Below are 12,807 nucleotides of genomic sequence, written 5' to 3'. Positions count from 1 at the left end.
TTCCGATCACACGAAGTAGGGCCGCAACCGACATCCACACGCATTCCACGCTCGCTGTACTATTCAGATGCCCACTCACGAATATCCGTACGGTTACGCCCGGCGTCGGGAAAATCGTAGCCGTCATCCTGATGGCGGGGATCCTGTCTGTCGGATACCCAGCGTGCAGGGGCTGCCCGCCGGACAGCATCGGCGACGGTCTCGGCCGGCCCGGCGGACAGCTGACCACCGACGTGGCGCTCGCGCGTTCGAGACCGTCGACGTAATGCCTATCACTGGCTGGGTGCTTCGGGTCGGTGATACGCGATCATGACCGAATGCACGCTCGTTTCCTCGGAGGGCCACCGGCGCTGGGACGGATTCGGCCGAGTTTCTCCGCCGCGCTGGCGCGTCGCGCGCCGCCGCCGAACTGGCGGGGGGTGTACGTCAAGGAGTCCATCCTGATGACGTCGCACTCTGTCTTTGAACTCGACCGGAGTCGCTGCTGCACCACGCGCAGAACCGCAGCTTTTGGTCATGCTCCTGGTTATAGGCCCGCATCCAGCGCACGAGGTCGCGGTTGCCGGGTGCCGTGCCGAAGTTATTGCTGAAGCCGCGTTCCAAGACGCCATCGAGCGTGCCCGCGCCGGTTGTGATGTTGTCGTCCACCACGAGGCCCATCAAACAGTCGCTCTCGATGGCGAACGACCGGTAGCCCTCGTGCTCGACCAGATGCCGGAAGATCTCGTTGCGCAACTCGCCCAGTTCTCCCACGAAGTGCCTGGCCTCGCCCAAGCCGAGCAGGACGGGGCGGGCGGGAAGCGACCGTAGGAATGCTGAGATGCCCGCCCCTGGTCACGCCCACCTCAACGTCCTGGGCCGCTACGCCACCGCCTCCTCCGCGCCGGCCGAAGGGCTGCGGCAGCTCGGCGAGACACCCGACGTGCCTGAGGGCGACGGCGGCGTGGATGAGGAGGGGGTGTACCGGCCAGGATCGCGGCCACGGCCGGCGTCCTTGTCCTGAGGCTTTCCTTGAGCTGGACGGCGAATCGCCCGTCGTGCCCGGCCTGGCCGCGCGATCCTGTCCGTTGGCCGCTCCTTCGAAGCACGCGTGGATGGCTGAGGCGATGCACCTAGCGTGGGACGAGCCGCTCCAGCGGTGTCTGCCGGCAGATCCCGGCCGGTCAGCGGGTGTCTGGTCTGGGGATATGGACGCCCGCGGCGCGGAGCTTGGCCTCGACGAGCGCGACCCCCCGGGCCGTGGCCGATCCCTGCTCTTCGCCGTAGTGGGCGATCAGGTGGTACCGGGCCGCGGCGTCGGTGCGGGCTTGCAGGCCGGTCACGATCTTCAGGTGTGCGGGGTTGGCGAGGAAGTGGTCGGCAATGGCAGTGGCGAGTTCGGCCAGGCGCGGGTCGTCCGGCTCCCATGCCGTGGCTTCGGTGGCGCGCTTGATCAACGTGACGAAGCGGGGGTCGTCGAGAGCGTTCTCGACATGGGTGAGGTAGTCGTCGAAGCCCTCGGGGACCAGGGCCCTGGCCAGCACCCAGCCCTCCCTGGTGGCCGCCACCTCGTCCGCGGGGAGGCCGACGCCGGACAGCCGCTCCAGCAGCGCCACGGCGCGGTCGGGCAGCAGGGCCCGGTCTCCGTCGGCGAGCCGGCGCAGCATGTCACGGCGCGCGATCAGCTCCTCGATCCGTTCGGCGAGCTGCCGCTCGACGTCGGTGAGCGCGGCGGCGAACAGCGCGGCGTCGGCGTCGAGCAGGGGCCCGACTTCGGCCAGCGGCACCCCGGCGGCGGCCAGCGTCCGGACCCGCACCAGCCGCAACAGCTCGGCCGATCCGTACCTGCGGTAGCCGGAGCTGTCGCGTTCCGGCTCCTTCACCAGGCCGAGCTTGTGGTAGTGCCGCACCGTCTTCACTGTGACGCCGACGAATGCCGCCGCCTGCCCGATCGTGACTCCGTTCATCGGCAAAATCCTGCCTTGTGCTCGAGCTCGGCGACTAGGCAGACCGCAGCCGAGCATGCGGCCCCAGTTTGCGTTCTACCTGATCCACGACCGGAAGGGGTCGCCTCTCAAGGCGTACGGGTCACAGGTGTTCAGTCCGCTGGCTGAGCCGGATCGGCCTGCTCGCCGCAGAACACCTCGTTGACGAGCCTTTGCTGGGCGTTCTGGAACGCTGTCGCTATGGACATGTCGGCGTCGCCCACACAGTTCAGTACGGCGGTCAGGGTCTTGCTGCCGTCGGGCGTGCTGTACATCAGCGTCGCGGAGCCGACGTTGCCGCCGTTGTGGGTGATGACGGTGCCGCCGCAGTCCGTTTTCTGTACGAACACTCCCAGCCCGTAGTCCATGTTCGGGATGCCCGTGGCGTGTGGGGTGCACATCTCGGCCAGCAGTGGGGCCGGCAGGAGCTTGCCGCCTATCAGCGCGGAGATGAACGTGTGGAGGTCCTGGCTGGTCGAGATCATGTCACCGCCGGTGGAGACCCAGGAGGGGTTGTAACGGGTGACGTCGATCGTCTTCTGCTGGCCGGCTTCCTCGTAGCGGTAGTAGACGTGGGCGTGCGGCTCAGAAATCTCCGGCGAGGCGTCCGGCACCACCGTGCCCGACAGCCCGAGCGGCCCCAGGATCCGTCGCTGCATCTCCTCGGCCAGCGAGCGGCCGGTGACCTTCTCGATCAGCAGCCGGGCCAGCACGTAGTTGGTGTTGGAGTAGCTCCAGCCCGTCCCCGGCTCGAACCGGGCCGGCTTGGACAGCGCCAGACGTACCAGCTCCTCGGGCCGGTAGGTGTGGAACCGCTTGTCCACCCACTCCTTGCCCGTGGTGCCGTAGGGCACGGGGATCCCGTGCACGATCGTCCCGTCGTCGTATACCTCACCGGTGAAGTTGAACAGCCCGCTGGTGTGCTGCAACAGCATCCGCACCGTGATCCGCCGGTCCAGCCCGAACTCGGGCAGGTAGTCGGCCGCCGGGGTGTCCAGCTCGATCTTGCCCTCAGCCACCAGCTGCAGCACCAGGGTCGCGGTGAAGGTCTTGGTGTTGCTGCCGATCCGGGCATGCCCGTTGACCGGCGGCTTCGCGGTCCCGCCCAGCTCGGCCACCCCGGCGCTGCGGACCCACTCGCCCCGCTCATCGTGCACGCGCAGCGACACCCCGACGAAACCGGAATCGACGATCTCCTCGATCGCCTTCTGTAGCTCCGGGCGATCCTGCCCGGTTGCAGCTTCCGGCACGGCCCCGCTGTCCGCAACGGCCACCCTGGCGGCGTCGAGAGCTTCGGTGATCTTGCGGACCATCTCGGGCGTGGCGGGGCTCGGCCGGCCCTGGCGCATCTGGACGGTCTCGACAGCGACGAGGACGGTGCGGCGGAAGTTGTCGGCCTCGGCCGGATCCTGCTGCTTCAGGAGGTTCATGGCCGCAGTCAGGGCCGGCAGCACGCGGTCGGTGATCTCGGCCACGGACTTGCCGGTCAGGTCCTTGCCCTCCTGGTGGTCGGCGAGCACATGCCCGATCAGGCCGGTGGCCGAGCCCAGCGCGATGCTGCCGGAGGTGGCGATCTTGTGAGGCTCGCCGGCGGCACCGGCGGCGGCCATCAACGCCACGGCGCCGTACGCGGCAATCCGCAGGGTGCTCTTGTCCTGATCGGAAAGGGTGATCGTCATGGTGGTTGCCCTTCGAAGTTCTTATGTCCGGGTCGGCGTCGCGCCGCTGCGCCGAGCTTCCACCCTGACCCAAGGTCAACCTCAACCATGATCTAGCTCACAGCTGCACCGGGGTTTGAGACAGCTTTGGGAGCAGGACGCCGTCCCCCGGCCGGGTGACAGTCGCATCCCGCGCGGGAGTCCAGTGGTGTTCCGTTAGCCGATCGGTAAGCGAGACGGGTCCGGTGCGCGCCCTCCCGAGAGGCCGACCTACGGCAACGCTGTCTCATATGGGTCGGCCTCCGCGAGGGTCTGGTACATGCGCTGGTCCGCAGCCTCCCGCACCGTCGAAACCAGCCGAGCCAGAGCACACTGACCCCGGGCAGCAGCACCCGCTCCCGACGCAGCCACGCCTTGGCCTGCTCGAACAACGCCACCGCGCCCTCGGCATGAATCAACGCCCGGGCACTCACGAACTCCAGCACCCCCCGAGTCGGCGAAGTCCCGGTACCCGTACGCGGCGCTGATCTCCCACACGTGCTCATACACCGTCTTCGACCGCTCGGTGTACCTGCTTGATCACCGACGGGTCCGCGACGTCCAACTGCCCGGCCACGTGCTCCACCGCCGACCAGGGAACCTCCAGGGGATCCTCGGTCAGGAAGTGGCCCAGATACCGCACCGTCCCGATCTGCACCGCCACCCCGAGCCGGTTGTGCTCACCGCGCTTGTTCGCGATCAGGTCCGATGCGGTGCTGTCGAGCAGGAAGAAGCCCCCCAACTCCGACCGGCTCAGATCGCCGACGAACCGCTCGTACGCGGCCGCGCCTGGTCATCAGACAGGAACTCAACAGGCACAGCCGCACAACAGCCCTACGCAGCGCAAGCGTTCAACCGATCGGGTGAAGTGCAGATAAGGTCCTCCGTCCGTGCGCCGTGCCTTGACTGAGCCACCGATGGCTACCGTTGACGATGGACGCGTTCACGCTCTGCCTTCGTGGTTCGTCGGGCTGCGACTGCCAGCCGGACGGCCACGCCCACGCAGGTCGTGGCCAGCAGGAGCAGGAGCACCAGGGCCGGGTTGATCCATACCGGGACCAGGTCGTAGGTGGCGTTACACCTGTTGTGCAGGGGGAAGAGTCGCGAAGGTTCCTGCCAATTGGCGGAGCGGTAGGCGCTGTCGTAGACAACGCCGGCCGTGTGGCAGGACTCTTCCGGGTCCAGCGAGGTACCCGCGAAGGCGCCGATGAACCACGTGACGGCGGCGGCGACGACGCAGAACCCGGCTGTTCCGATGAACCAGCCTGGGGTCTTCCACCGGCCGATGAGCAGCGGTCTGACCCAGAGCCACAGCACGAGTAGGGCGGGTACGGCGATCAGAAGAGAGCTCGCGACGATGCCCATCTCGGTTGGATCTTCCTTTCCTGCCGGGGCCGAGGCAGACGCGTTGCGGGGCTGCGTCGCCGCCGGGTAGGCGTCAGCCGGCAGCCGGCCCTGCCTGTTCCATGAGGCTGGCCACTACATATGCGGCGGCCTCGGCGAGGAGGGCCTGATCGTACCTGGCGTCCTTGGTGGCCTTACTGGACATGATCGCGATCACGAGTGGCGCGGCATTCGGAGGCCACACCACTGCTATGTCGTTGACGGTGCCGTAGTCGCCGGTCCCGGTCTTGTCCGCGACGGTCCATCCCCGTGGCACGCCAGCCCGAATACGCTGCGCGCCAGCAGCGGTGGCGTTGCGTTCCAGCAGGTCGCGGAGGAGGGCACGCTTGTCCGCCGGCAGGGCGTCCCCCAGCAGGATCTGCTGGTAATTCGTACCGAATGCCCGAGGCGAGGTGGTGTCGCGGGGATCTCCCGGGGTGGCTTCCGTGATCGTCGGCTCGATCCGGTCCATCCTCGTGACCGTGTCGCCGAGGCTACGCACGTACGCCGTGAACTGGGCAGGCCCGCCGAGATCGCGGAGCAGGAGGTTGCCGGCCGTTCCGTCGCTGTAACGGACCGCGGCATCGCAGAGTTGTCGGATCGTCATTCCGGTGGCCACATGCCGCCTGGTGATGGCGGCGCTCTTCATCAGGTCGCCTTCGGCGTACCTGACGACCTTGTCCAGGCGCGTGAGCGGATTGCGGTGCAGGACCGCCGCTGCCGCCAGTCCTTTGAACGTCGAGCAGAAGGCGAACCGTTCGTCCGCCCGGTGGGCGATGGTGGCCCCGGTGCCGGTGGCGAGGGCATACACCCCCAGGCGTGCGTCGAACTTCCGTTCCAGCTCGACCAGTTGACCGTGGTGGGCAGGCACGGTGGTGGAAGGGGAAGGTGAAGGGGACGCTCCAGCCGACGGTCGTGTCGCTGTCCGCCCGCCCTCCGCGCATCCGGCCAACGGCACGAGTGCCATAGCCCCGAGAAGAGCGCGGCGGGTGACGGCCGGTTGTCGTGACGTCATGGTCTTCCCTCCACTGGAACGAGTACTGAAAGCCCCATTACTGGCAAACCGCTATCTACCCGAAGAGTTGGGCTAGGTCGGGCAGAAGGCAGTCTGGCATCCGGCACTACATGCTGTCCAAGACAGATTCGACCGGTCGTCGCGAAACGTCACACTGACCCCGTTCGGCCGGGACATGCTGTCCTCGGCCCGGCGGCTGGTCGAACTCGTCGAGGCGATGGAGCACGACGCCGAGCGTGCCAAGCAACGCCCGTTCCGACTGGCCGTGGCCCAGTTCGCGGTGGTGCCCTGACCGGTCCGGCGGGAAGCGAAGGGACGGCGGGCAACGCCTGCCGTCCCCTTTCGGCGTCGTCAGGAACGGCCCACCGGCTCCGCCGGTGTCAACGGCGCCGGGGCGGACCGGCGGCGATGCAGCAGCGGCGCGACCAGCAGCACGGTGGCCGCGGCCATGGCCGTCATGCCCCAGAGCGTGATGTCGAGCCCGCGCGTGTAACCAGGCTTCGGGTGGTCTTCGGCGAACTGCACACCGTGACCGTCCGCGAGACGGTCAGCTTCCCAATGCGCCACGGCAAGTTCGACGATCGGGGCGAGCCGTTGGACAGCGGCCGGTCAACCAGGCGGCGAAGGCGCTGCTGGACCAGATCACCTGGTGGGCGCGGGTGCTGCGCGACGCCCGGGCAGCGCACCCCTACCGGGCCTGAGGCCACCGCCGCCGATCGGCGCCCTGCCTCGCGGCTCCTTCGGGACCTCTCGTGGCCACGCCGGGCGGCTACGCCGATCCGACGCCGACGGCCGCCCGGCGAACCGCCCCGAACCCGCGCCCGCCCGCCGCCGGGTGGTGCGTGACGTCCGGGGCCGGCTGGCCCCGGACGGCGGTTACCCGATCAACGTTCAAAGGCGAGGCACCAGGCAGATTTCCGTGCGCAGGGCCGGGGCGCCGTCGACCGGGGCCGGATCCTCGGCCGTCGGCGCCACGCCGCCCGCGGCGATCCGGTCGAGGGTACGCAGACCGAGTGGCCGCACGCTGCCGAAGATCGTGTAGTCCGGTCGCAGTGCCGAGTCGGCGAAGACCAGGAAGAACTGACTGCCGTTGGTGTCCGGCCCGGCGTTGGCCATCGCGAGCACCCCGCGCGCGTAGACCTTCCGCGCGCCGGTCGGGTCGGTGGGCGCGGGCGGCAGGTCCGTCGGCAGTTCGTCCTTGTACCGGTACCCAGGGCCACCCTCACCCGTACCCGTCGGGTCGCCGCACTGCAGCACCTTCAGCGTCGGGTACGTGGTGAGCCGGTGGCAGATGGTCCGGTTGTAGAACCTGTGCCCCGCCAGGTGCAGGAAACTCTGCACGGTGCAGGGCGCCTGTGCGCGGTCGAGGGTAAGCGGAATGAGGCCGAGGTTGGTGACCAGGGTGGTCGCCACCGTGCCACGGTCCGGGGTGTGCCGGGGATCGCGCGGCAGCGGTACCGGTCGCGCCGCCGGATCGTCCGGAGTCTCGGTGTACCGGCAGGGCCCCTTCGTCACCTCCGCCGGCGCGGCGGCGGCAGGTGCCGGAGTGGCGCCAGCGCCGAGGAGCAAGCCGGCGGCGAGCACCGTGACGGTGATGCGGCGTGGGATCACGTTGTCCTCCATCGACCGGTAAGAGTCTTCCCGCACGGTCTAACGGACATCGATGCGTTCGTCAAGCTTCCACGGAAGCACGGTTTCTCCAGACTCCGGCGGCTCGGCCACCAACTCCCGCAGCCGGGCCTCGGCCTTGATGAAGGCCGCCTGCCCGCGATCAAACTCCGTCTCCAGCTCGTCGAACCGTCGGTCGTCGAACCCAGCGCCGAAGTGGTATTCCAGTGATCCGACGACAGCGACCCGACAGGCCAGGAAGAGCGTCGCCACGACGATCAACGTGACGAGCAGGACCCGCCTGGCGAGTGCCACCATCTGCGCCGCTGGAAGCCGAACGTGGAACTGTTGTTGACCGTTGATTCCTTCGCCGTGAGGTGTCGGCTGGGATCGGGCCAGGACTGGCGGGAGCCTGCCGGATCGCCGGGACAGTGTTACAGGACGATGGACGCCTTGCCAGCGCAGGCCGCGCCGTAGCCGGTCACAGGCACGGTTGTCGACGTGGAGTCGGTGGCCGCCAGGGGTCGCCTGACCAGATCTCGATGCCGTGACCTGCTCTTTCATAGCCGGCGTCGGATGTCGCCGGCGACCCGACGCAAGCAGGTCAAGGCGCGGCTGCCGTTGCGGGTACCGGCGTCGCTGAGATCCACTCATTGACCGAGAGCACTACCCCCGCCTCGCCATCGGCGCGTCTGCGCATTCTGGTCCGCCACCGGATAATCTCGGCGGTGATCGATGTCTCCGTCGGGGTGCGGGACAACGGGGACCGCAACGGGGTATCGATCGGGGAGGCAGTCGATGCGGTATCCGCATGCCAATCTGCACCGGTACAACATCTCGCGTCTGGTCGGCGCGATGTCGATGGCCGTCGTGGTCGGAACGGCGTCGCTCGTCAGCGCCGCGCCACCGGCGGCAGCCGCGCCGGGTGCGATCCTCGGTGCCGGCGAGCCAGCCGCCGTGCTGGGCAGCTACATCGTCGTACTGAAGGACAGCGTCGTACTCAAGGGCAGCGGCGTGCTGACGGAAGGTGACCGGGTGCCGGGCGGCACGCCGTCCACATCGGATCAGCGGGTGGCCCGAGCCGCGGTGGAACGTACGGCGCGGTCGCTCACCGACCGGCACGGAGGAACGGTGGGGCACCGATATTCCGCCGCACTGCGCGGGTTCACGATCGAGGCCAGCGAGGCGGCGGCCCAGCGGATCGCCGCCGACGAGTCGGTGGCCTTCGTGGAGCAGAACCGTCGGGTGCGCTTGGAAGGCAGCGCCGCATCCGTCACACCGCTCGGCACGCAGCCAAATCCGCCGTCGTGGGGGCTGGACCGGGTGGATCAGCGCAACCTGCCGCTGAACAACTCGTTCAGTTACCCGTCCTCGGGCGGTTCGGGCGTGCGCGCCTACGTCCTGGACTCCGGCATCCGTTTCACCCATCAGGACTTCGGCGGCCGGGTCGTCAACGGCATCGACGTGGTGGACGGCGGGACCGCCGACGACTGCTACGGGCACGGCAGCCACGTCGCCGGCTCGTTGGGCGGCACGACGTACGGAGTGGCAAAGAACGTCACCCTGGTCGCGGTACGCATCTTTGCCTGCGACGCCACCGGTGACATCGCCTCGACCACCCAGGCGATCGACTGGGTCACCGCGAACGCGCAACGTCCCGCCGTGGCGAACATGAGCTTCGGCCGATCGGTTTCGCTCACCCCTGGCGCGTACGAGGCCGCGACCAACGGGCTGATCAACTCCGGGGTGACCGTCGTCGCCTCCGCTGGCAACGATGGCAGGGACGCCTGTGAGAAGACGCCCGCCTTCATCCCGGCGGTGCTCACCGTCGGGTACACCTGGCCGGACGACGGCGCCGCCTGGCTGAGCAACCACGGCCCGTGCGTGGACCTGTTCGCCCCCGGGCAGGACATCCTCTCCGCCGGTCACCTCAACGACACTGCGGTGGCCAGCAAGACCGGTACCTCGATGGCCGCCCCGCACGTGGCCGGCGCCGCCGCGTTGATCCTGGCCGGGAATCCGACCTGGAGTCCGGCGCAGGTGCACGCCCAGGTGCTCGCCAACGCCACCTCAGGCGTGGTCTTCAACACCCGGCCGAACACGACCAGCCGGATGCTCTACGTGCCCTCCTCCTGAACCCACAGCGGTCCCGCCCGGTGCCATACCGGGCGGGACCGCACTCAGGAGACGGCGTTGGCCATCACAGCGGGTGCCGCGCCCGCCGGTCAGTGCGGGCACGTCATCACTTCGCCGTGACCTGCCTGCGGTTAGAACCATGACGCAGTGTCACTGGTGGCCGTCACGGAGCGGGACGAATACTGGGGAGCAGACTCCGCAGTTCAACCCCGAGAGAGCCGTACATGGACGCCCGACCGCTGCGCATTCCGCTGACCGTTGACAGGTCCGGCCTCTACCCTCGCGTTTTGAGATCCTGGCCGGCGAACGACCGGTGAGCCCGACATCCACGACGTCCGAGAGCCCCGATTCGACACCGGACCGGCTGCGCAGGCTCAACCTCACCATGTTGCTTCCGCCGCTCGTCGTCGGCGGGGCCCTGGTGGTGGCGGTCGACGCCCGGACCTGGTGGGAGGCGACCCTCCTGACCCTGGGCGTGGCGGCGGCCCTGGTGGCCTTCGTCCGGTGGGCAGCGAACGACATCGCCCGGGTGGCACTCCCCTGCCTGATTGTCACGGCGGCCGTGTGGCCCTCCGGAGCCCTGCTGACCGGCAGCCCCAATGCCTCCTATGGCCTTGCCGTCGTGGGCTCTCTCACCATCCCCCTGCTAACGCGCTACCGAGGTACGGCAGCCATCGCACTGCCTGCCTACATCGCCGTGGTGGGCGCGTCGCGGCTGCTGGTGTCACACGACGACGTACGCGGCGTCCTCCTGCACTACGTCCTCATCCCCACGGGCGTCGCCGTGGTGATAACGGGCCTCATGTTTCCCAACAAGCGGTTCTACGACGTCGTCAAGGATCTGGAGGAGTCCCGCGCACGCGAGGCGGAACTGGCAGTCATCCGGGAACGTGTCCGGTTCGCCAGCGACCTGCACGACATCCAGGGCCACACACTGCATGTGGTGAAGCTGAAGACCGCCCTGGCGCAGAGGCTGGTGCGCAGCGACGCCGACCGAGCGGAGGAGGAACTGCGGGAGATCTACGCCCTGGTCAGCGACACCATCACCGCGACCAAGGAACTCGCCTACGCCCAGCGACGGCTCAACCTGTCCGCGGAGCTGGAGAACGCGAAGAATCTCTATCAGGCCGCCGGCATCCGCGTGCGCATTCACCGCGCGGGCGAGGTCGACACCCACACCAGCGAACTGCTCGGCCAGGTCCTGCGCGAGACGACGACCAACATCCTGCGACACGCACAAGCCACGCAGGTACGGATCACCCTGTCCGGGTCCGGCATCACCATCGTCAACGACGGCGTACCGGAGGGCCCACTTCCCGAACTTCGGGGACTCTCCGCCCTCAGACAACGGGTGGCAGGCGACGGAGGCGAGTTGACCGTGGAACAGAGGGACGGGCAGTTCCTGACGGCCGCGGTGTTCCGGCGCGCCCGTGCCGACGCAGGCGCGGTGACAACCCGGGAGGTGCACCAGTGACGACCGTGGTGCTCGCTGACGACGAGGTCCTGCTCCGCAAGGCCCTGGCAGCGCTGCTGCCCCTGGAGGGACAGATCACCGTCCTCGCCGAGGCGGAGGACGGCGAAGCCGCCGTGCAGGCCGTTCTGCGACACCGGCCCGACGTCCTCGTCATCGATCTGGAGATGCCGGGCGTGGACGGGCTCGGTGCGGTCGCCCAGATCCGCCGGAGGTGGCCGGGGCAGGTGATCCTCATGCTGACCCGGCACGCCAGGCCCGGCGTGCTCCGCAAGGCCCTGAAACTCGGGGTCCAGGGCTTCGTCAGCAAGTCGGCCGAACCCGCCCACATCGCGTCGGTCATCGCAGCGCTGCACCAAGGCAGGCGATGGATCGACTCGGACGTCTCCGCACTCGCCCTCATCGACGACTGCCCCCTCACCGACCGTGAGATCGACGTGTTGCGGGCCACCGGTGACGGGTACTCGGTCGCCGACATCGCCACCCGGCTCCACCTCGCCGAAGGCACCGTGCGCAATTACCTCTCCAACGCGATGCAGAAGACCCAGACACGAACCCGGCACGAGGCGGCACGTTATGCACGCGAACACGACTGGCTCTGATGAGAGGGTGACCCTTCATCGCCGCGAACGCCACAGGTGAAAAGAATCGCTCAAGAGCATCGAAACGTCGCCGCGCCCGCGTCGTCTGCAATCCATTGAAAGACCAGCAACCAGCCGCGCCGGACCTCTATCCTGTGGCGACTGGACATAGGAGCCACGCATGACGACAGTCATCTTCTACTTCGATCCCGGCTGTCCGTTCGCCTGGATCTCGTCGCGCTGGATCCTCGAGGTCCAGCGGCAGCGCGAAATAGACCTGCATTTCAAAATCATGAGCCTGTACGTCCTCAACGAGAACCGCGAGCTGCCACCGTGGTACCGCGAGTTGGTCGACGCGTCGCTGGCCGCCGTCCGGGTGGTCACGGCCGCCGCCGCACAGCACGGCGAGGAGGTCGTCGAGCCGCTCTACACGGCCCTCGGCACCCGCATCCATCAGCAGGACAACAAGGACTTCGAGGCCGTCATCCGTGACTCGCTGGCCGAGGCGGGCCTACCGGCCGAACTGGCCGAGGTGGCACAGAGCACCGACTACGACGAGGCACTGCGCAGGAGCCATCAGGAGGGCATGGACCCGGTCGGCGAGGACGTCGGCACGCCGACCATCCATGTCGATGGCGTGGCCTTCTTCGGTCCGGTGCTGAGCAGCATCCCCCGCGGCAAGGACGCTCTGCGCATCTTCGATGGCGTGCTGGCGCTCGCGAGCTACCCGGACTTCTTCGAGCTCAAGCGCTCCCGTACCGGTGGCCTGAACTTCACCTGAACCGCCAATCAAGATCTGTCCGACCCGATCATCGATAAGAGTGGATCGGCGTACACCTGCGGCTGCCGGCGCAGCCTCCGGAAAGCAGCGCGAATGCGAGGCGCAGTGGGCGCACTCCGCTGGGTGGTCCTACCGGCCGGGTATCGGTATCGGCGTCGTTACGGCCAGTGT

13 protein-coding genes and 1 pseudogene are annotated in these 12,807 nt (G+C 68.3%); 5 read left to right on the top strand and 9 right to left on the bottom strand.

All coding sequences use genetic code 11. The annotated features are described in order from the left end of the window. Positions 1–426 precede the first annotated feature (426 nt). Positions 427–774, bottom strand: a complete 348-nt coding sequence (locus H4W31_RS25900) for an erythromycin esterase family protein (protein WP_225945676.1) — start codon at positions 772–774, stop codon at positions 427–429. A gap of 46 nt (positions 775–820) precedes the next feature. Here H4W31_RS25900 and H4W31_RS25895 point away from each other — a divergent pair, with 46 nt between their 5' ends. Next, complete coding sequence (locus tag H4W31_RS25895; RefSeq protein WP_192769033.1) at positions 821–1,003, top strand: hypothetical protein; 183 nt, start codon at positions 821–823, stop codon at positions 1,001–1,003. Between the two features lie 160 nt (positions 1,004–1,163). Here the strand turns inward: H4W31_RS25895 and H4W31_RS25890 are convergent, their stop codons facing one another. From H4W31_RS25890 to H4W31_RS25850, 8 genes and pseudogenes are all read right to left on the bottom strand, one after another. Continuing rightward, positions 1,164–1,946: a MerR family transcriptional regulator gene (locus tag H4W31_RS25890; protein ID WP_192769032.1), complete on the bottom strand. Its 783-nt coding sequence runs from the start codon at positions 1,944–1,946 to the stop codon at positions 1,164–1,166. Positions 1,947–2,077: 131 nt separating this feature from the next. Then, entirely contained in the window at positions 2,078–3,643 is a 1,566-nt protein-coding gene (locus H4W31_RS25885; protein WP_225945675.1) for a serine hydrolase domain-containing protein, read from the bottom strand. A 520-nt stretch (positions 3,644–4,163) separates the two neighbouring features. Next, positions 4,164–4,433, bottom strand: a pseudogene (locus H4W31_RS25880) (DUF4158 domain-containing protein); the annotation flags it as partial. Positions 4,434–4,582: 149 nt separating this feature from the next. After that, on the bottom strand, positions 4,583–5,026 hold the full coding sequence (locus tag H4W31_RS25875) for a hypothetical protein (protein WP_192769031.1): 444 nt from the start codon (positions 5,024–5,026) through the stop codon (positions 4,583–4,585). A gap of 73 nt (positions 5,027–5,099) precedes the next feature. Further along, entirely contained in the window at positions 5,100–6,059 is a 960-nt protein-coding gene (gene bla / locus H4W31_RS25870) for a class A beta-lactamase (RefSeq protein WP_192769030.1), read from the bottom strand. Between the two features lie 351 nt (positions 6,060–6,410). Beyond that, the gene (locus H4W31_RS25860; protein WP_192769029.1) at positions 6,411–6,584 is read right to left on the bottom strand and encodes a hypothetical protein; all 174 of its coding nucleotides are present in this window, start codon (positions 6,582–6,584) and stop codon (positions 6,411–6,413) included. 366 nt (positions 6,585–6,950) lie between these two features. Beyond that, positions 6,951–7,682, bottom strand: coding sequence for a peptidylprolyl isomerase (locus H4W31_RS25855; protein WP_192772383.1), 732 nt, complete (start codon positions 7,680–7,682; stop codon positions 6,951–6,953). A gap of 27 nt (positions 7,683–7,709) precedes the next feature. Further along, positions 7,710–7,940: a hypothetical protein gene (locus tag H4W31_RS25850; RefSeq protein WP_192769028.1), complete on the bottom strand. Its 231-nt coding sequence runs from the start codon at positions 7,938–7,940 to the stop codon at positions 7,710–7,712. Positions 7,941–8,465: 525 nt separating this feature from the next. Between H4W31_RS25850 and H4W31_RS25845 the strand changes: the two genes are divergently transcribed. From H4W31_RS25845 to H4W31_RS25830, 4 genes are all read left to right on the top strand, one after another. Further along, positions 8,466–9,803, top strand: a complete 1,338-nt coding sequence (locus tag H4W31_RS25845; protein ID WP_192769027.1) for a S8 family peptidase — start codon at positions 8,466–8,468, stop codon at positions 9,801–9,803. A 313-nt stretch (positions 9,804–10,116) separates the two neighbouring features. Continuing rightward, on the top strand, positions 10,117–11,277 hold the full coding sequence (locus tag H4W31_RS44400) for a sensor histidine kinase (protein ID WP_318783407.1): 1,161 nt from the start codon (positions 10,117–10,119) through the stop codon (positions 11,275–11,277). After that, entirely contained in the window at positions 11,274–11,876 is a 603-nt protein-coding gene (locus H4W31_RS44395) for a response regulator (protein ID WP_192769026.1), read from the top strand. The genes H4W31_RS44400 and H4W31_RS44395 overlap by 4 nt, the downstream gene beginning before the upstream one ends. Positions 11,877–12,036: 160 nt before the next feature. After that, positions 12,037–12,636, top strand: coding sequence for a mycothiol-dependent nitroreductase Rv2466c family protein (locus H4W31_RS25830; protein ID WP_192769025.1), 600 nt, complete (start codon positions 12,037–12,039; stop codon positions 12,634–12,636). Positions 12,637–12,807: the final 171 nt, after the last annotated feature.

Source organism: Plantactinospora soyae (assembly GCF_014874095.1).
In the GTDB taxonomy this organism is placed as follows: Bacteria; Actinomycetota; Actinomycetes; order Mycobacteriales; family Micromonosporaceae; genus Plantactinospora; species Plantactinospora soyae.
Note: the sequence above shows the minus strand (reverse complement) of the source record. Positions and strands in the feature narration are given on the sequence as shown.

Excerpts from the sequence above, each read along its gene's own strand:
- H4W31_RS25895 (WP_192769033.1), top strand. The coding sequence starts at position 821 with ATGCCCGCCCCTGGTCACGCCCACCTCAACGTCCTGGGCCGCTACGCC.
- H4W31_RS25890 (WP_192769032.1), bottom strand. The coding sequence starts at position 1,946 with ATGAACGGAGTCACGATCGGGCAGGCGGCGGCATTCGTCGGCGTCACA.
- H4W31_RS25885 (WP_225945675.1), bottom strand. The coding sequence starts at position 3,643 with ATGACGATCACCCTTTCCGATCAGGACAAGAGCACCCTGCGGATTGCC.
- H4W31_RS25875 (WP_192769031.1), bottom strand. The coding sequence starts at position 5,026 with ATGGGCATCGTCGCGAGCTCTCTTCTGATCGCCGTACCCGCCCTACTC.
- bla (WP_192769030.1), bottom strand. The coding sequence starts at position 6,059 with ATGACGTCACGACAACCGGCCGTCACCCGCCGCGCTCTTCTCGGGGCT.
- H4W31_RS25855 (WP_192772383.1), bottom strand. The coding sequence starts at position 7,682 with ATGGAGGACAACGTGATCCCACGCCGCATCACCGTCACGGTGCTCGCC.
- H4W31_RS25845 (WP_192769027.1), top strand. The coding sequence starts at position 8,466 with ATGCGGTATCCGCATGCCAATCTGCACCGGTACAACATCTCGCGTCTG.
- H4W31_RS25830 (WP_192769025.1), top strand. The coding sequence starts at position 12,037 with ATGACGACAGTCATCTTCTACTTCGATCCCGGCTGTCCGTTCGCCTGG.